Source organism: Ruegeria sp. E8 (assembly GCF_056533985.1).
In genome coordinates this window covers 54,707-69,877 of the sequence record NZ_JBQFOY010000007.1, presented here as the reverse complement: position 1 = coordinate 69,877, position 15,171 = coordinate 54,707, and the positions used below count along the sequence as shown (strand labels likewise).

The 15,171-nt window shown below is 58.2% G+C and carries 20 protein-coding genes; 12 read left to right on the top strand and 8 right to left on the bottom strand.

What is annotated here, in order from left to right; genetic code table 11:
• Window positions 1-48: 48 nt before the first annotated feature.
• Window positions 49-534: a redoxin family protein gene (locus ACR0LF_RS11525; RefSeq protein ID WP_480579807.1), complete on the bottom strand. Its 486-nt coding sequence runs from the start codon at window positions 532-534 to the stop codon at window positions 49-51.
• Between the two features lie 99 nt (window positions 535-633).
• Here ACR0LF_RS11525 and ACR0LF_RS11520 point away from each other — a divergent pair, with 99 nt between their 5' ends.
• Genes ACR0LF_RS11520 through ACR0LF_RS11505 form a run of 4 tightly spaced genes read left to right on the top strand, consistent with a single transcriptional unit; the run spans window position 634 to window position 3,233 of the window.
• On the top strand, window positions 634-1,845 hold the full coding sequence (locus tag ACR0LF_RS11520) for an NAD(P)/FAD-dependent oxidoreductase (RefSeq protein WP_480579809.1): 1,212 nt from the start codon (window positions 634-636) through the stop codon (window positions 1,843-1,845).
• The gene (gene rsmD, locus ACR0LF_RS11515; protein ID WP_480579811.1) at window positions 1,842-2,402 is read left to right on the top strand and encodes a 16S rRNA (guanine(966)-N(2))-methyltransferase RsmD; all 561 of its coding nucleotides are present in this window, start codon (window positions 1,842-1,844) and stop codon (window positions 2,400-2,402) included. The genes ACR0LF_RS11520 and rsmD overlap by 4 nt, the downstream gene beginning before the upstream one ends.
• Window positions 2,395-3,030: an HAD family hydrolase gene (locus tag ACR0LF_RS11510; RefSeq protein ID WP_480579813.1), complete on the top strand. Its 636-nt coding sequence runs from the start codon at window positions 2,395-2,397 to the stop codon at window positions 3,028-3,030. The genes rsmD and ACR0LF_RS11510 overlap by 8 nt, the downstream gene beginning before the upstream one ends.
• 35 nt (window positions 3,031-3,065) lie before the next feature.
• Window positions 3,066-3,233, top strand: coding sequence for a hypothetical protein (locus ACR0LF_RS11505; protein ID WP_480856336.1), 168 nt, complete (start codon window positions 3,066-3,068; stop codon window positions 3,231-3,233).
• Here the strand turns inward: ACR0LF_RS11505 and map are convergent.
• The 3 genes from map to sfsA all read right to left on the bottom strand — a co-directional run bounded on the left by map (window position 3,221) and on the right by sfsA (window position 5,707).
• Window positions 3,221-4,033: a type I methionyl aminopeptidase gene (gene map / locus ACR0LF_RS11500; RefSeq protein WP_480579817.1), complete on the bottom strand. Its 813-nt coding sequence runs from the start codon at window positions 4,031-4,033 to the stop codon at window positions 3,221-3,223. The two genes, ACR0LF_RS11505 and map, sit on opposite strands and share 13 nt — an antisense overlap.
• Window positions 4,034-4,270: 237 nt before the next feature.
• Complete coding sequence (locus tag ACR0LF_RS11495; RefSeq protein WP_480579819.1) at window positions 4,271-4,984, bottom strand: Rieske (2Fe-2S) protein; 714 nt, start codon at window positions 4,982-4,984, stop codon at window positions 4,271-4,273.
• Between the two features lie 15 nt (window positions 4,985-4,999).
• Window positions 5,000-5,707, bottom strand: a complete 708-nt coding sequence (gene sfsA, locus ACR0LF_RS11490) for a DNA/RNA nuclease SfsA (protein WP_480579821.1) — start codon at window positions 5,705-5,707, stop codon at window positions 5,000-5,002.
• A gap of 51 nt (window positions 5,708-5,758) precedes the next feature.
• On the opposite strand from sfsA, the gene ACR0LF_RS11485 reads away from it, so the two are divergent.
• From ACR0LF_RS11485 to ACR0LF_RS11470, 4 genes are read left to right on the top strand one after another with little or no spacing between them, the layout of a single operon-like run.
• A complete protein-coding gene (locus ACR0LF_RS11485) occupies window positions 5,759-6,481 on the top strand; it encodes a competence/damage-inducible protein A (protein ID WP_480579823.1) in 723 nt (240 codons plus the stop codon).
• Entirely contained in the window at window positions 6,478-7,188 is a 711-nt protein-coding gene (locus ACR0LF_RS11480; RefSeq protein ID WP_480579825.1) for a GNAT family N-acetyltransferase, read from the top strand. Before ACR0LF_RS11485 ends, ACR0LF_RS11480 begins: the two co-directional genes overlap by 4 nt.
• Before the next feature lie 30 nt (window positions 7,189-7,218).
• Window positions 7,219-7,776, top strand: coding sequence for a peroxidase-related enzyme (locus ACR0LF_RS11475; RefSeq protein WP_480579956.1), 558 nt, complete (start codon window positions 7,219-7,221; stop codon window positions 7,774-7,776).
• Entirely contained in the window at window positions 7,773-8,675 is a 903-nt protein-coding gene (locus tag ACR0LF_RS11470) for an OmpA family protein (RefSeq protein ID WP_480856335.1), read from the top strand. Before ACR0LF_RS11475 ends, ACR0LF_RS11470 begins: the two co-directional genes overlap by 4 nt.
• Before the next feature lie 189 nt (window positions 8,676-8,864).
• Here ACR0LF_RS11470 and ACR0LF_RS11465 read toward each other — a convergent pair whose 3' ends face one another.
• Window positions 8,865-9,770, bottom strand: coding sequence for a LysR family transcriptional regulator (locus tag ACR0LF_RS11465; protein ID WP_480579829.1), 906 nt, complete (start codon window positions 9,768-9,770; stop codon window positions 8,865-8,867).
• Window positions 9,771-9,997: 227 nt separating this feature from the next.
• Here ACR0LF_RS11465 and ACR0LF_RS11460 point away from each other — a divergent pair, with 227 nt between their 5' ends.
• A complete protein-coding gene (locus ACR0LF_RS11460) occupies window positions 9,998-10,438 on the top strand; it encodes a DUF4399 domain-containing protein (RefSeq protein WP_480579831.1) in 441 nt (146 codons plus the stop codon).
• A gap of 22 nt (window positions 10,439-10,460) precedes the next feature.
• Here ACR0LF_RS11460 and ACR0LF_RS11455 read toward each other — a convergent pair whose 3' ends face one another.
• From ACR0LF_RS11455 to ACR0LF_RS11445, 3 genes are all read right to left on the bottom strand, one after another.
• The gene (locus tag ACR0LF_RS11455; RefSeq protein ID WP_480579833.1) at window positions 10,461-10,838 is read right to left on the bottom strand and encodes a hypothetical protein; all 378 of its coding nucleotides are present in this window, start codon (window positions 10,836-10,838) and stop codon (window positions 10,461-10,463) included.
• Entirely contained in the window at window positions 10,835-11,086 is a 252-nt protein-coding gene (locus ACR0LF_RS11450) for a hypothetical protein (protein ID WP_480579835.1), read from the bottom strand. The genes ACR0LF_RS11455 and ACR0LF_RS11450 overlap by 4 nt, the downstream gene beginning before the upstream one ends.
• 97 nt (window positions 11,087-11,183) lie before the next feature.
• Window positions 11,184-13,211: an FAD-dependent oxidoreductase gene (locus ACR0LF_RS11445; RefSeq protein ID WP_480579837.1), complete on the bottom strand. Its 2,028-nt coding sequence runs from the start codon at window positions 13,209-13,211 to the stop codon at window positions 11,184-11,186.
• A gap of 137 nt (window positions 13,212-13,348) precedes the next feature.
• On the opposite strand from ACR0LF_RS11445, the gene ACR0LF_RS11440 reads away from it, so the two are divergent.
• The 3 genes from ACR0LF_RS11440 (at window position 13,349) to ACR0LF_RS11430 (ending at window position 15,157) form a co-directional block, all read left to right on the top strand.
• Window positions 13,349-13,834, top strand: a complete 486-nt coding sequence (locus ACR0LF_RS11440) for an RNA pyrophosphohydrolase (RefSeq protein WP_480579839.1) — start codon at window positions 13,349-13,351, stop codon at window positions 13,832-13,834.
• 6 nt (window positions 13,835-13,840) lie between these two features.
• Window positions 13,841-14,380: an RNA polymerase sigma factor SigZ gene (gene sigZ / locus ACR0LF_RS11435; protein WP_480579841.1), complete on the top strand. Its 540-nt coding sequence runs from the start codon at window positions 13,841-13,843 to the stop codon at window positions 14,378-14,380.
• Between the two features lie 66 nt (window positions 14,381-14,446).
• A complete protein-coding gene (locus ACR0LF_RS11430) occupies window positions 14,447-15,157 on the top strand; it encodes a glutathione S-transferase family protein (RefSeq protein WP_480579843.1) in 711 nt (236 codons plus the stop codon).
• Window positions 15,158-15,171: the final 14 nt, after the last annotated feature.

The following is a 15,171-nucleotide window of genomic DNA, read 5'->3' as shown; positions in this document are numbered from 1 at the left end:
AGTTAAATTGGCTGTAAATGGCCCCGGACAGACCGGGGCCATGGAAAATCAGATCACGTCCAGCAGACCTTCACCGGCGGAAATCTCGCAGGCTCCGGGGTTTTCTTCCAGGTTCAGGGCGGTGACCTTGCCGTCCTCGACCAGCATCGCATAGCGTTTGGAACGGGCGATCAGGCCAGCAGGCGGTGCGTCGAAATCCATGCCAATGGCCTTCGTGAATTCCGAGGCGGCATCCGCCAGCATGGTCAATCCGGTCTCGGTCGCGCCCGTGGCTTCGCCCCAGGCCTTCATGACAAACGGGTCATTGACCGAAATACAGATGATCTCATCCACACCTTTGGCATCGAACTGGTCTTTCGTGCGCATAAAGCTGGGCACATGCGCGGAATGGCAGGTTGGTGTGAAGGCGCCGGGCACGGCAAAGATCACCACTTTGCGGCCTTTGGTCTTGTCTGAAACGCGAACTTCTTCCGGCCCGTCCGCACCCATCTGGGTCAGTGTGGCTTCGGGTAGGGTATCTCCTGTTGAAATCATTTTTTGGCTCCTGTCATTAGGATTTGCAGAATTGGGCTCTGCCGCAATATAGGTGGTCGAAACGATGAGACCACGGGAAAACTGCAGGGTGGGTGAAACATGAGCCATATTGTCGTGATCGGCGCAGGGCAGGCGGGTGCGTCTTTGGTGGCGCGTCTGCGCAAAGACGGGTTTGACGGAGAGATCACTCTGATCGGGGCTGAGCCGCATCTGCCCTATCAGCGCCCGCCTTTGTCCAAGGCCTATCTGCTGGGTGAGATGGAGCTGGAACGCCTGTTCCTGCGGCCCGAAAACTTTTATGCCGAAAACAACATCACCCTGCGTCTGGGGCAGCGCGTCACCGGCATCGACCCCAAGGCCAAAACGGTCACTCTGGGCGATGAAGTCATCTCGTATGACGAGCTGGCGCTGACCACCGGATCAGACCCGCGCCGCCTGCCTGCCGCCATTGGTGGTGATCTGGAGGGCGTCCATGTGGTGCGCGATCTGGCCCATATCGACGACATGGAACCCAAAGTCACCGAAGGAGCCCGCGCGCTGATCGTAGGCGGTGGTTACATCGGGCTTGAGGCTGCGGCCGTCTGCGCCAAGCGGGGCGTCAAGGTCACTCTGGTCGAGATGGCGGACCGCATCCTGCAACGGGTTGCCGCGCGTGAGACCAGCGATTACTTCCGCTCTTTGCACGGCGGCTACGGGGCCGATATCCGCGAAGGCGTCGGGCTGGATCGGTTGATCGGTGAAAATGGTAAAGTCACCGGTGCCGTATTGACCGACGGCTCCGAGCTGGAGGTGGATTTTGTCGTGGTTGGCGTGGGCATCGCCCCCTCGACGCAATTGGCCGAGATGGCGGGGCTTGAACTGGACAACGGCATCAAGACCGACGCCCATGGTCGCACATCGGACCCGACGATCTGGGCGGCAGGCGATTGCGCCTCGTTCCCGCACGCGGGCGCACGCATCCGTCTGGAAAGCGTCCCGAACGCCATCGATCAGGCCGAGATTGTGGCCCAGAACATGTTGGGTGCGGCCAAGGATTATGTGGCGACGCCGTGGTTCTGGTCGGACCAGTATGACGTGAAACTGCAGATTGCGGGCCTGAACACCGGCTACGACCGCGTTGTGACACGGCAGGGCGAGGGGCAGACCGTATCCTTCTGGTATTACAGCGGCGACAAGCTGATCGCCGTGGACGCGATGAATGACCCGCGCGCCTATATGGTCGGAAAACGCCTGATCGAGATGGGCAAAACGGCTGATCCAGAGGTCGTGGCCGACCCGGACGCGGACCTGAAGCCGTTGCTCAAAGCGTGAGAATCATCGCCGGAGAATTCGGGGGCCGCGCGTTGGCCTCGGTCGGCAAAGGCGATGCAGGCGCGCATCTGCGCCCGACCACCGACAGGGTGCGCGAAAGCCTGTTCAATGTGCTGGCTCATCAGATCGATTTCGATGGCCTTCGTGTGCTTGACCTGTTCGCAGGTACCGGCGCGCTGGGGCTCGAGGCGCTGTCGCGCGGCGCGGCGCATGTTACCTTTGTTGATGACGGGCGGGTAGCGCAGGGGCTGATCCGCAAGAATATCGATCTGACCCGCAGCAGGGATCGAACGGACCTGATCCGACGCGATGCGACCCGCTTGGGTGAAAACCCGGGTGCGCCCTATGATCTGATCTTCCTTGACCCGCCTTACGGGAAAGCCATGGGCCAGAAAGCTGTCGCCGCGCCGGCCAATGGCTGGATCGCCGACGGCGCACTGCTCGTGTGGGAGGAAAACACCCCGATGCAGGCCCCGGTCGGGTTCACATTGCATGACAGCCGAAAATATGGCGACACGCATATCACGCTGATGTGGAGCGGCGATCCAGATGCATGATCTGGTGATTTTCGATTGCGATGGCGTTCTGGTCGACAGTGAGCCCCTGTCCAATCAGGTGATGGTAGCGAACTTTGCCCGACATGGATTGTCCTTGACGGCAGAGGAATGCCACCGGATTTTTACCGGCAAAACCATGCCGGAAGTGCAGGACATCGCGCGTGGTTTGGGGGCCGATTTGCCCAAGAACTGGATCGAAGAATTCGATGCAGAAACCGATGCCCACTTGCGGCAGGGTGTTCCGTTGGTTCCGGGCATAGAAGAATTGCTGACGCTGTTGGATACGCGGGGACTCCCCTTCTGCGTTGCGTCAAATGGTGGACCGGACAAAATGCGGGTCACTCTGGGGCAGAATGGCCTTTGGGATCGCTTCAAGGATGTGATGTTCTCGGCCTACACGATGGGCGTCGGCAAGCCTGATCCCACCATGTTCCTAACTGCCGCGCAGCAATTCGGCGCGCAGAATCCGGTGGTGATTGAAGACAGCGCCAGCGGAGCCACCGCAGCAGCCCGTGCCAAAATGCGCTGCCTGGCCTATGTGCCTCACGGAAATGGTGAAAAACTGGTCGCACTCGGGGCGGAGGTCTTTACCGATATGGCCGAGGTTCCGGCCCTTTTGGGAATTTGACCCGACCGTGGTAAGCTCGCGCCATGGACCGCGCTTTGACACCACCCCTCTGGACCTTTTCCAAGGATACCGACGTTACAACTGGCCCCGACCCCAAGCCCATGCGCGCACCGGTCTTCATCCACGACGCAGTGACGCCGTGGGGGTCCGAGACGATGTTGTTGAAACTCCTGCGCGAACAGGCCGCCGATCAGGAGGAATAGGTCGGGTGGAACTTGCCGCCGGGTGACAGGGTGAAAAGCTCAACCCCGTCGGACGTCACGCCCACCGAATGCTCGAACTGCGCCGACAGCGACTTGTCGCGGGTTACGGCGGTCCAGTCGTCGGCCAGCGTCTTGGTTTCGGGGCGACCCAGATTGACCATCGGCTCGATGGTAAAGAACATGCCCTCTTCCAGAACCGCACCGGTGCCCGGACGGCCGTAATGCAGCACATTTGGCGGCGCGTGAAACACCCGGCCCAGTCCGTGGCCGCAGAAATCACGCACGACGCTCATCCGATGCGCTTCGACATAAGCCTGAATTGCGTGGCCGATATCCCCGAACGTGTTGCCCGGCTTGACCATCTCGATGCCCTTGAACAGCGCATCGTGGGTCACCTGGATCAACCGTTCCGCCTTGCGCGGCAGTTTGCCCGCCACATACATGCGTGACGTGTCGCCGAACCAGCCATCCACGATGACGGTGACGTCGATATTCAGGATGTCGCCATCCTTCAGCTTTTTCTCGCCGGGAATGCCATGGCAGACCACATGGTTCACACTGATGCAGCTGGCGTGCTGATACCCTTTGTAGCCAATGGTGGCCGAGGTCGCGCCGGCGTCTTCAACCATCTGGGTGATAAGCCCGTCAATTGCACCCGTGGTCTGGCCCGGAAACACGTGTTCGGCAATATCATCCAGAATCCGCGCCGCCAAAGCCCCTGCCGCGTGCATCCCGGCAAAGTCACCTTGTTCATAGATGCGGATGCCGTCCTTGGTCAGGCGGCCACGATGTTCTTTCATCGACGCTAAGCTCCAAAAGTTGCGCGCAGCATTCCTTTTACGCTGCTTGTGCAGAAAGTACCAGAGGGTGTGGGGTTTCGGAAATCAGATGGCGCAAAAAACGGTAACTTCAAGCGTCAACCGGCGGAAGTTATTTTGAGTGTCGGTGTCGGCGATTATGTTCAGGCGGTAAAGCAAGCAAACTGTGCTATGCGGACAAAGCTGTCCTTGCTCTGTCGCTGGCTTATGGTGCTGCTTTTAGAGTCTTGGTGCGTCGCCTACGTCGACGACGATTGCACTACCATCGTCGGAGAAACGCCATGGCAAAACCTGAAGGTCCACTTCAGTTGGCCCTACTCTGACCCTCCCCCAAAGATCAAAATGAACACCTTGGCATGGGTCATAGAAGCCCCCGAAATCCCCGGCATCCGGTAGTACGATGCACCCATGCCCGCCAGTGTTGATTGGGCTCACGACAAACCATTCGAACCTCAAAACGCGGTCAGGTTCGATCTCTATTTCTACGTTAGCCCGGACCTCTTCGAGAAGGCTTGCACTTCCGCTGAAATCAATACCAAGCAACTCAAGAGCCTGAACTTTCTGTTCAAAATCTCGCCGCCAAACGATCACAGGAACTTCGTCAAGCTTGAACGTTGCAGTTTGGCCAGGTTCAAAACTCCCCACGCTCAGATTGTAGACGTTAGACCGTGAAACGCTCGCTACGTCTGCCGATGGCACCGTTGCCTGAAACAGAAAGTAAACACCAGTCGCGACGGTTAATAGTAACCATCCACCCGCCGCCCAGAATAGGAAGTTACGGTTTTTCACGGTTGTTGGTTTCAATACTGAGTGATCCCGTAGTGTTTTGTTGATCGTTTGGAATGCAGAGCCTTTGGTCAAGAGGGCAATGTCACTAAGTTCGATTTTTGGAACAGTTTTGCAGCTTGCTTTTGGCCATATGAAGAATACCAATTGGGCTCAATGCGGTCATTCATTCATCCTGGTTCCATTCATGTCCAACCAAACCCCATCCGGTGAAATCTTCGTCCCATACACCAACCGCTCCACCCCCTTCGACTGTGCCGTCTCGAATGCCGTCGCATAGGCCGGGTCGATATCCGCCGCCAGCGCAAATCGGTCGCAATCCGTGCGCTGCACCAGATACAGCATGATCGCCCGGTGCCCCTGTGCGACCATTGACGCCAGCTCTCCCAGATGTTTGGTGCCGCGCGCGGTGACGCTGTCGGGGAACTCGGCCAGACCGCGATGGCGAGAGAGGGTAACGCTTTTCACCTCGACATAGGCATCTGGCAGGCCCTCGCCGGTCAACAGGAAGTCGATGCGGCTGTTTTCGCCGTATTTCACCTCGGGCCGTACGGTGTCATAGGCGGCAAGCTCGGGAATCTCACCTGCCTGCAGTGCCGCGCGCAGCGTGCGGTTCGGGACCGAGGTATCGACGCCGGTGAAATGCCCGTTCTCGTGATCCACCAGCCGCCAGCCGTATTTCAACTTTTTCTTCGGATCGTCATTGGGTTCCAGCCAGATTTTCTCGCCCGGTTCGGCCAACCCCATCATCGACCCCGGATTCGCGCAATGGGCCGTCACTTCGTGCCCGTCTTCCAGCGCGCAATCGGCCAGAAAGCGTTTATAGCGGCGGATCAGGCGGGCGGGGACAAGGGGGGTTTCAAATCGCATGGTTCAGGGCCTATACCTGCCCCTGAAGACGATCAAGAGGGGGACAGTGCCATGGCCAATCCAACCGCAGCAATGCTGGTTATCGGGGATGAAATCCTGTCCGGTCGCACCCGTGATGCGAACATGCACTTTCTGGCGCAGGAACTGACCAAGCACGGCATCGATCTGAAAGAGGTCCGCATCGTCAGCGATGACGCTGCTGCTATTGAGGGGGCCGTCAAATCTCTCTCCGACACCTATGACAATGTCTTTACCAGCGGCGGCATCGGCCCGACCCATGACGATATCACCGCAGATTGCATTGCACGGGCTTTTGGCACTCCAATTGATGTACGCGATGACGCGCGCGCGCTGCTGCAGGCGCATTACGAAAAGTCCGGGCTGGAGCTGAATGCCGCCCGCCTTCGCATGGCGCGCATCCCGGAAGGAGCTGTGCTGATCGACAATCCGGTCTCGACCGCGCCGGGCTTTACCTTGACGAATGTGCATGTGATGGCCGGTGTTCCACTGGTCTTTCAGGCGATGGTGGCCAGTGTTCTGCCAACGCTGACCGGCGGCAGCCCCTTGCTGTCGCAAACCCTGCGCGTGGATCGTGGTGAGGGCGATATTGCCGCAATCCTGTCTGCATTGGCCGAGGAGTTCAGCGACCTGTCCATCGGGTGCTACCCGTTTCAGATCAACGGTGTCTTCGGGGCCAATGTAGTGGTCCGCGGCACAGATGGAGGGCGGATCGATGCGGCCACAACCCGCTTGGCGAAAGAGCTTGAACTGTGAACTTCAACTGGACTGAAATTGTCGACGGCACCTGGCCCGCAGCGGGGTATCAGAGGCTTGGCCCATTTCAATTGCGCGAAGGCCAGGGCGGGGGATCGCGCGTGTCCGCAGCCAGTGCGCAGGACCCGGCAACCGAGGCGGAGATTGACGCCGCAGAGGCCGCAATGCAGTCCATGGGACAGAAACGCATCTTCTGTTTGCGGCCCGGCGATGAGGCGCTGGATGCTCAGTTGGCCCGCCGGGGGTATGACATTCTGGACCCGGTCAATATTTACGTTTGCCCCGTCCTTCATCTGACGGATCAAAAGCTTCCCCGCATCACGGTGTTTTCGATCTGGGAACCGCTTGAGATCATGCGCGAAATCTGGGCCTCGGGCGGTATCGGGCAGGAACGGTTGGCCGTTATGGAGCGCGCCAAAGGCCCCAAGACCGGCTTCTTGTTGCGCCACAATGACAAACCCGGTGGCGCGGCCTTTGTGGCGATGCATGGGGATGTGGCAATGGTTCACGCGATTGAAATCCTGCCTGAGCATCGTCGTCAGGGGTTGGGCCATTGGACCATGCGTGCCGCAGCGTTTTGGGCGCGAGATAACGGTGCGCAGAGCCTCAGTGTGATCTGCACCAAAGCGAATACAGGTGCCAATGGTCTTTATCGCTCCCTCGGGATGGAGATCGCAGGCAAATACCATTACCGTCACCTTGTCTGAACTGAAGAGGTCGTCGTGACACAAAAAGACATGCCCACTGCGCTGAACCTGCCCATGGTCGATCCATTGCCGCAGGAGACGCAGAAATACTTTGATGTTTGTGTCGAAAAGCTGGGCATGGTGCCAAATGTGCTAAAAGCCAACGCGTTCGACATCGACAAGCTGAACGCCTTCACGGCGATGTATAACGACCTGATGCTGGCCGACAGCGGGTTGTCAAAACTCGAGCGCGAGATGATCGCCGTGGTCGTCTCGTCCATCAACAAATGCTTCTACTGTCTGGTCGCGCACGGCGCGGCGGTTCGGCAGCTATCGGGCAATCCGCAACTGGGTGAGATGCTGGTGATGAATTACCGCGTCGCGCCGCTGGAGCCTCGGCAACGTGCGATGTTGGACTTTGCCGCCAAGATGACGATTGCCAGCGCCGAGATTGAGGAGCCTGACCGCCAAAGCTTGCGTGACGTGGGCTTTACGGACCGGGACATCTGGGACATCGCCAATGTCACCGGGTTTTTCAACATGTCCAACCGAGTGGCCAGCGCGACCGCGATGGAGCCCAACGAAGAATATCACGCGCAGTTCCGATGATCCGAGCGGCCGCCCTCATTTCAATGCTACTGGCAGGGCCGGTTCTGGCGCAGGATCTGACCCTGCCGGCAAGCGCGCGCCAGATCAGCGACCGGACCTCACCGCTGGACAGCTATGACCTGCCCACCGGGCCTTACACAAATGGCTCTGTCCCCGCCGACACGATCGAGGGGCATGTCGAACGGTTTACCTGGCGACTTCAGGCGGGGTCCAGCACGACCTTGCAGCTTCTGGCACCGTTACGGGATCAGATCGAGGCTCAAGGCTATGAGATTCAATTCGAATGCGAAGCCCGTACTTGCGGCGGGTTCGATTTCCGCTTTGGTACCGAAGTTGTGCCGACCCCGGATATGTATGTGGCCATTCAGGATTATCGGTTTTTGTCGGCGACCAAGGGGCCGGTTGCCCTCAGTCTGCTGGTCAGCCGCAATCCTCCGGACGGCTACGTTCAGATGATCCGGGTGACGCCGCAGAATGCGCCGGACCCGGATCCGGTTGTAATCGAGCAAGCGGTCGAGGGCACGGTCGGATTGCTGGACGCTTTAAGGACATCGGGCCATGTCATCCTTGATGATCTGCATTTCCCGACAGGCGAGGTTGCGCTGGGCGACGGGCCATTTGAATCTCTGGCCTTGCTGACGACGTACCTGACCGAAAACCCCAAGGTGCGATTGGCGCTGGTGGGCCATACCGATGATACCGGAGCGTTGCAGGCGAACATCGCTGTCAGCAAAAGCCGGGCCGAGGCCGTGCGCACCCGGCTGATCGACGCGCATGGCGTGGCATCCGATAGGATCGAAGCGCAGGGTGTCGGATATCTGTCTCCGATCACGTCGAACGCAACACCCGAAGGGCGCGACCTGAACCGCCGGGTCGAAGCGGTTCTGCTGGTCAACTGACGCACAGCAGGTAAAGCGGCAAGCTGGTCGCGGCATGTGCTGGCGCGCATCTCTGAGTCTCCACCGCCGGGCCAGAATGGGTTGACGGAAAGCCCCTGCCCTTCCGCACGGTCCATGGGGCTGTCGATCATCGGCAAAAAAAGACCCGCACTTTCACATGCGGGCCACAGGGAGGTCTTCAGGGAGAAATTACCAGTCCATCGGACCCTTCTCGTGGAAGGAGTCGACGAGGAAATCGATGAAAGCCCGAACTTTGGGCTGGGTGAAACGACCCGGCGGGTAGACGGCGTACACGCCTTGAACCTCGTCCGGCAAAGACGGCATGGCATCGACGACCAGCCCGGCTTTCAACGCTTCGGCATAAAGATAGCTGGGCAGATAAGCGATCCCCAGGCCAGAAACGGCTGCGTTCAGCAGGGATTGGCCGTCATTCACGCTCAGCCAGCCTGCAGTGCGCACCTGACGTTTTTCGCCGGAGGGTGCAGTCAGCTTCCAGACATTGCCCGAGGACTGGCTGGAGTAGTGCAGCAGCTTGTGTTCGTTCAGATCGTCGATCTTCTGCGGACGGCCAAATCGTTCGACATAGCTGGGCGCGGCGACCATGCGTTTGACCGTCTCGGTCAGTTTGCGGGCGCGCAATGTGCTGTCTTCCAGCTCACCAATGCGCACGGCCACGTCAAATCCTTCGGAAATCAGCTCGACGTAACGGTTGTTCAGAACCATGTTCACGGTGATGTCGGGGTAGGCGGAAAGGAACTCGGACAGGACCGGCGACAGGTGATTGACGCCGAAATCCGTGGCAACGCTGATGCGCAACAGGCCGGACGGGGCCGATTGCATCGATGTGACCAGCGAATCCGCTTCACCCGCATCATTCAGAACGCGACGCGCGCGATCATAATAGGCCAGTCCGATTTCCGTTGGTGACACCCGTCGCGTGGTGCGGTTCAGCAACCGGGCGCCCAGACGCGCTTCAAGGCTCGATACGTGTTTGGACACGGCCGATTTGGAGATGCCCATCTTTTTGGCCGCATCGGTGAAGCCACCCTGGTCCACCACATTGGCGAAGGCTTCCATTTCGGTAAGTCGGTCCATACTCGTTCCCCAGATCTTGATTTCCGTCCCAACCATGACCCTGAATCTGGGCGGAAACGGGGCAGACATGGGATAATATCAGGGATTTGAATCGGATCGTTTGCGTATGAGAAACGCAGAAACAGTGGTTTCCAAACTCGCCTCAGACCCTGTGATACTGTGTTTTCAGGACAATTGCGCTAAAGTGTGAGTTTGAGAATGGCATTTTTGTGACCTGGGAGGAGACTATGAAAACCGTTTTCGCGATCATTGCCCTTTGTCTGTCGGTTGGTATCGCACAAGCCGGGGGCGAGACACCTTCGAATCCCGATGCAAAGGTCTATTTCGTCAATTTATCGGACGGTGACACCGTGCAATCGCCGGTCACTGTTGTCTTTGGCCTCAGCGGTATGGGCGTCGCTCCTGCCGGGACCGAGAAAGAAAACACCGGCCATCACCACTTGCTGATCGACCGCCCCCCACTGGGCGAGGGCGAGGATGGCGCGGATGAGCTGGCCTATGGCTTGCCATCGGATGATAACCATCTGCATTTCGGCGGTGGCCAGACCGAGGTGACGCTGGATCTTCCTGCAGGTCAGCACACGCTGCAACTGGTTCTGGGCGATGCAGGTCATGTGCCGCACGCTACTCCGATTGTGTCCGAAGTGATTACGATTACGGTGGAGTAGGGCGCCCTTATCTTCGAAGTTCTTATGCCGCGGTGGGCAACAGGAAAACGCCGCGTGCCAGCGTCGAATTCAACCGTTCCTTTGAGTACCATTGGTCGAGTACGGTCTTGGCCATCAAATCTGGGTTGTCTTGCGTGAATGCCTCAAAGCTCTCGGTTCGAGTGTTGGCGAGACGCTCTGCAATCAGGCTCATGAACGCGTAAGTGATTGTCAGGTTGAACTTGTCCGGGGCACCTGCTTTGGCCGCAAGCGTGCGAATGCCTTTGGCATAGATCGCGGCGGCATCTATGAAATCGTACTTGCGCAGCAGATCATATGCGACCTGTACATGTTCGGCATGTCCGAATGTCGCGTTGTCGATGGCGTGTGCCTCAAACGCACTGGTGATGTCGGCGCTCATTCTTCGTCCTCCTTGAAGCGGTGACTGTCTTCGGCTGTCCAGTCGAGGTCGTAGACACTTTTGAGCTGTTTGATTTTTTCCAGCGTATCCTCGGAAAACGCTGGCTTGTTTTCAAAGCTGTGCAGGGCGATGCCCTCAATCAGGTCGCCAAGGGTCATGTCCAACGACTCTGCCAGTCCTTTGAGGACTTTCAGCAGGCGCTTTTCGATCCGAATTCCTGTTTGGGTGCGTTCTATTTTTTGACTCATATAGTACATATGTACATTGGTAACAAGAAAGTCAATCGGAATGAAAAAAGCCGCCTCATACGAGACGGCTTCGTTAAGCGCAAATTTGATATTCGGGTCAGAACGTGGCCGCCAGCCGTGTGCCCTGATTGATCGCCCGCTTGGCGTCCAGTTCCGCCGCGACATCCGCGCCGCCAATCACGTGCGGGGTGAGCCCGCGTTGGATCAAAGCGTCCGCCAGCGACCGGTCCGAGACCTGACCAGCGCAAAGCACGATGTTGTCCGCCGCGATTACAGTCGGGTCCGCGCGTTCTTCGCCAAAGCTGATGTGCAGACCGTCCTCGTCGATGCGCTCATAGTTCACGCCACCCACGAAATTGACATTCTTCATTTTCAGCGTCGTGCGATGAATCCAGCCGGTGGTTTTGCCCAAACCTTTACCATGAGCCTGCTTCTTACGCTGCAGCAAGGTGACATCTCGCGCAGGTGCCGTCGGCTGTGGACCTTCTGGTGCCAGACCCGAGCGGTGTTCGTCCGGGTCGGTCACACCCCATTCCTTCATCCAAAGCGGCAGGTCGGTTGTGGCGCTGTGGCCGTCTTCCAGCAGAAACTCCGACACGTCAAAGCCGATACCACCAGCGCCGACTACTGCGACGGACTTGCCGACCTCGGCCTTGCCACGCAACACGTCGATATAGCTGAGAACGTTGTCGCGATCCTGTCCCGGAATCTGCGGATCACGCGGAGAGACACCGGTGGCGATGACCACCTCGTCAAAGCCGGTCAAGTCATCGGCGCTGACCTCACGGTTCAGTTCCACCTTTACGCCCAGATCGTCCATCATGGTGCGATACCAGTCGACCAACCCCCAGAACTCTTCTTTACCCGGGACCTGCTTGGCCATGTTCAGCTGACCGCCTAATTCAGCAGCGCGGTCGAACAGGGTAACGTCATGCCCGCGCTGGGCTGCGGTCATTGCGGTGGACAGACCGGCGGGGCCCGCGCCAACAATCGCAACCGTCTTGCGCATTGCGGCTGGCTCAATCACCAATTCCGTCTCATGACAGGCGCGCGGGTTGACCAGACAGGATGTTAGCTTGCCGCTGAACGTGTGATCCAGGCAGGCCTGATTGCAGGCGATGCACGGCGCGATCTTGGCACTCTCACCCGCAATCGCCTTGTTCACGAAATCCGCGTCTGCCAGCATCGGCCGCGCCAGAGAGACCATATCGGCGCAGCCGGTTGCCAGAACCTCTTCGGCGACCTCGGGCGTATTGATGCGGTTCGAGGTGATCACCGGGATTCCAACTTTGCCCATCAGCTTTTTCGTCACCCACGCGAACGCTGCGCGGGGAACGCTGGTGGCAATGGTCGGAATCCGCGCCTCGTGCCAGCCAATGCCGGTGTTGATGATCGTGGCGCCGGCCTTTTCGATCTCTTGCGCCAGTTGCACAACCTCGTCATGGGTCGAGCCATTGGGGATCAGATCGATCATCGACAGGCGATAGATGATAATGAAATCCGCGCCCACAGCCTCGCGCGTGCGGCGCACGACCTCGATCGGCAGTCGTATCCGGTTTTCATAGGACCCACCCCAGCGGTCGGTGCGCTTGTTGGTATGGGTCACGATGAACTGGTTCAGGAAATACCCTTCCGAGCCCATGATCTCGACCCCGTCATACCCTGCCTTTTGGGCCAAACGGGCGGCGTTCACGATGTCGGCGATCTGCTTCTCGATCCCTTCCTCGTCCAGCTCATTGGGCGGGAACGGAGAGATCGGCGATTTCACCGGGCTCGGGGCCACACATTTCGGACCATAGGCGTAACGGCCCGCGTGCAGGATTTGCATCGCGATCTTTCCGCCCGCTTCATGCACGCGCTGGGTCACGATGGAATGGTTCGCCACTTCTGTGTCGTTGGTCATCATCGACGCGCCGGGCAGGACCGAGCCTTCGAGGTTGGGGCCAATCCCGCCCGTCACCATCAATGCCACGCCACCGCGCGCCCGATCCGCATAGAATTCCGCCACCCGGTTCCAGTCGCCGGTTTCCTCAAGCCCGGTATGCATCGAACCCATCAGCACGCGGTTCTTCAAGGTCGTAAAGCCCAGATCCAGCGGGGCCAGCATGTTTGGGTACGCAGTCATGGCAAAACTCTCCCTCCCGAATTTGCCTGTTAGATTGACGTTCGCGTCAACTTTGTCACGCGAAACCCCACGTCACCCTCTTTGCTGTTGCGCTGGCGATTGCTAGAGGTGGGCGAAACAACCCGATGAGGCCGCGTATGACCCCCGAAGAAATCGCCAAACTGCCCTATCGGCCCTGCGTCGGGCTGATGCTGATGAATGCCGAGGGCAAGATTTTCGTAGGTCAGCGCAATGACCGCCATAAGGACGCCTGGCAGATGCCACAGGGCGGCGTCGACAAAGGCGAAGACCCGCACGACGCGGCCTTACGTGAGCTGTGGGAGGAAACCGGCGTAACTGCTGATCTGGTTGAGGTCATTGCAGAAACCGACGGCTGGCTGCCCTACGATCTGCCCCATGACATCGTGCCCAAAATCTGGAAGGGCCGTTATCGCGGGCAAGAGCAGAAATGGTACCTGTTGCGCTTCACCGGCCTGGACGACCAGATCGATATTCAGACTGAACACCCGGAATTCACACGCTGGAAATGGCAGGAACCCAGCCGGTTGATCCAAGAGATCGTGCCTTTCAAACGGGAGGTCTATGAGCAGGTGGTTGCGGCTTTTGCGGATCATCTGTCATAAACTTGCATGCGCATTGAAGACATCTGGCCCAAATACCGTGCGCGCCTGAAGGCGTTCCTGCATTCGCGCGTGTCCAATACGGCGGATGTTGACGATCTGCTGCAAGAGATTTCGATCAAAGTGTTCAGGGGTCTGCCCAGTTTGAAAGATCCGACCAAGCTGCAACCCTGGCTGTTTCAGATGGCAGATCGAACGATCATCGATTTCTACCGCAAATCAGCGCGCGTACAGGCGCATCCGGATGACCTCTGGTATCAAAGCGATGATCCGGAAACCCGTCAGGACCTTGAAGGCTGTGTCGAGCCTTTCATTCTCGGATTACCTGACGAAACGGCGAAAATGTTGATGGCCATCGACATTCACGGTGTATCGCAGCGTGACTATGCCGCCTCTCATGATCTGTCTTATTCGACCCTCAAATCGCGCGTGCAAAAGGGTCGGGCCGAATTGAGAAAAGCGTTCGAAGATTGCTGTGATATCTCAATGGATGTGCGAGGCAATATTGCGGACATTCAGGAAAAAACACCGGCCTGCAAAAATTGTTGATCCAAACGTCGTCTTTTTGGGGTGGGCTTCGTCTGACAGATGAAACCACCCGGAAAGGAAAGACGTATGATCCGTATCATCAGTTTCAAAATCTGCCCGTTCGTTCAGCGCGTGACTGCGATGCTCGAAGCCAAGCAGGTACCTTATCAGATCGACTACATCAGCCTCAGCGACAAACCCGATTGGTTTCTGGCGCTGTCCCCAACCGGTCAAGTGCCCGTGCTGGTTACCGAAGCGGGAACGCCCTTGTTCGAATCCGATGCCATTATCGAATACATTGATGAGGTAACCGCGCCCTTGCAGGAGGCTCTGACACCGGAACAGCGCGCCCTGAACCGAGCCTGGAGCTATCAGGCCAGCAAACATTATCTGGCGCAATGCAGCACCATGCAAAGCGCTGATCAGTGGGTTTTTGAAGAGCGCATGGCCAAACTGAAGACGTCCTTCGAGAAGGCGGAAAAGCAGTTGGGGGATGGTCCGTTTTTTGGGGGAACGACACTTGGCAATGTGGACATCGCGTGGCTGCCACTTTTGCACCGCGCGGCCATTGTTTCGGATCACAACGGGCATGACATGTTGGCTGCCTATCCCAAAGTAAAAGCGTGGCAGCGGGCGTTGCTGGACACCGGTATCCCGGAGAAATCCGTGTCTGGGGATTTCACGTCGCAGTTCACCGACTTCTACTTGTCACAGCGTACCTGGTTGGGACGCGGCGCCAATCTGGAAGAAGCACCGGTTTCTAAAGATGTCAAAACAGCCGTTGGTTGCTGTGGCTGACACGATCAACACGC

Excerpts from the sequence above, each read along its gene's own strand:
- ACR0LF_RS11525 (WP_480579807.1), bottom strand. The coding sequence starts at position 534 with ATGATTTCAACAGGAGATACCCTACCCGAAGCCACACTGACCCAGATG.
- ACR0LF_RS11520 (WP_480579809.1), top strand. The coding sequence starts at position 634 with ATGAGCCATATTGTCGTGATCGGCGCAGGGCAGGCGGGTGCGTCTTTG.
- ACR0LF_RS11510 (WP_480579813.1), top strand. The coding sequence starts at position 2,395 with ATGCATGATCTGGTGATTTTCGATTGCGATGGCGTTCTGGTCGACAGT.
- map (WP_480579817.1), bottom strand. The coding sequence starts at position 4,033 with ATGAAAGAACATCGTGGCCGCCTGACCAAGGACGGCATCCGCATCTAT.
- sfsA (WP_480579821.1), bottom strand. The coding sequence starts at position 5,707 with ATGCGATTTGAAACCCCCCTTGTCCCCGCCCGCCTGATCCGCCGCTAT.
- ACR0LF_RS11485 (WP_480579823.1), top strand. The coding sequence starts at position 5,759 with ATGGCCAATCCAACCGCAGCAATGCTGGTTATCGGGGATGAAATCCTG.
- ACR0LF_RS11475 (WP_480579956.1), top strand. The coding sequence starts at position 7,219 with ATGCCCACTGCGCTGAACCTGCCCATGGTCGATCCATTGCCGCAGGAG.
- ACR0LF_RS11470 (WP_480856335.1), top strand. The coding sequence starts at position 7,773 with ATGATCCGAGCGGCCGCCCTCATTTCAATGCTACTGGCAGGGCCGGTT.
- ACR0LF_RS11465 (WP_480579829.1), bottom strand. The coding sequence starts at position 9,770 with ATGGACCGACTTACCGAAATGGAAGCCTTCGCCAATGTGGTGGACCAG.
- ACR0LF_RS11460 (WP_480579831.1), top strand. The coding sequence starts at position 9,998 with ATGAAAACCGTTTTCGCGATCATTGCCCTTTGTCTGTCGGTTGGTATC.
- ACR0LF_RS11455 (WP_480579833.1), bottom strand. The coding sequence starts at position 10,838 with ATGAGCGCCGACATCACCAGTGCGTTTGAGGCACACGCCATCGACAAC.
- ACR0LF_RS11450 (WP_480579835.1), bottom strand. The coding sequence starts at position 11,086 with ATGAGTCAAAAAATAGAACGCACCCAAACAGGAATTCGGATCGAAAAG.
- ACR0LF_RS11445 (WP_480579837.1), bottom strand. The coding sequence starts at position 13,211 with ATGACTGCGTACCCAAACATGCTGGCCCCGCTGGATCTGGGCTTTACG.
- ACR0LF_RS11440 (WP_480579839.1), top strand. The coding sequence starts at position 13,349 with ATGACCCCCGAAGAAATCGCCAAACTGCCCTATCGGCCCTGCGTCGGG.
- sigZ (WP_480579841.1), top strand. The coding sequence starts at position 13,841 with ATGCGCATTGAAGACATCTGGCCCAAATACCGTGCGCGCCTGAAGGCG.
- ACR0LF_RS11430 (WP_480579843.1), top strand. The coding sequence starts at position 14,447 with ATGATCCGTATCATCAGTTTCAAAATCTGCCCGTTCGTTCAGCGCGTG.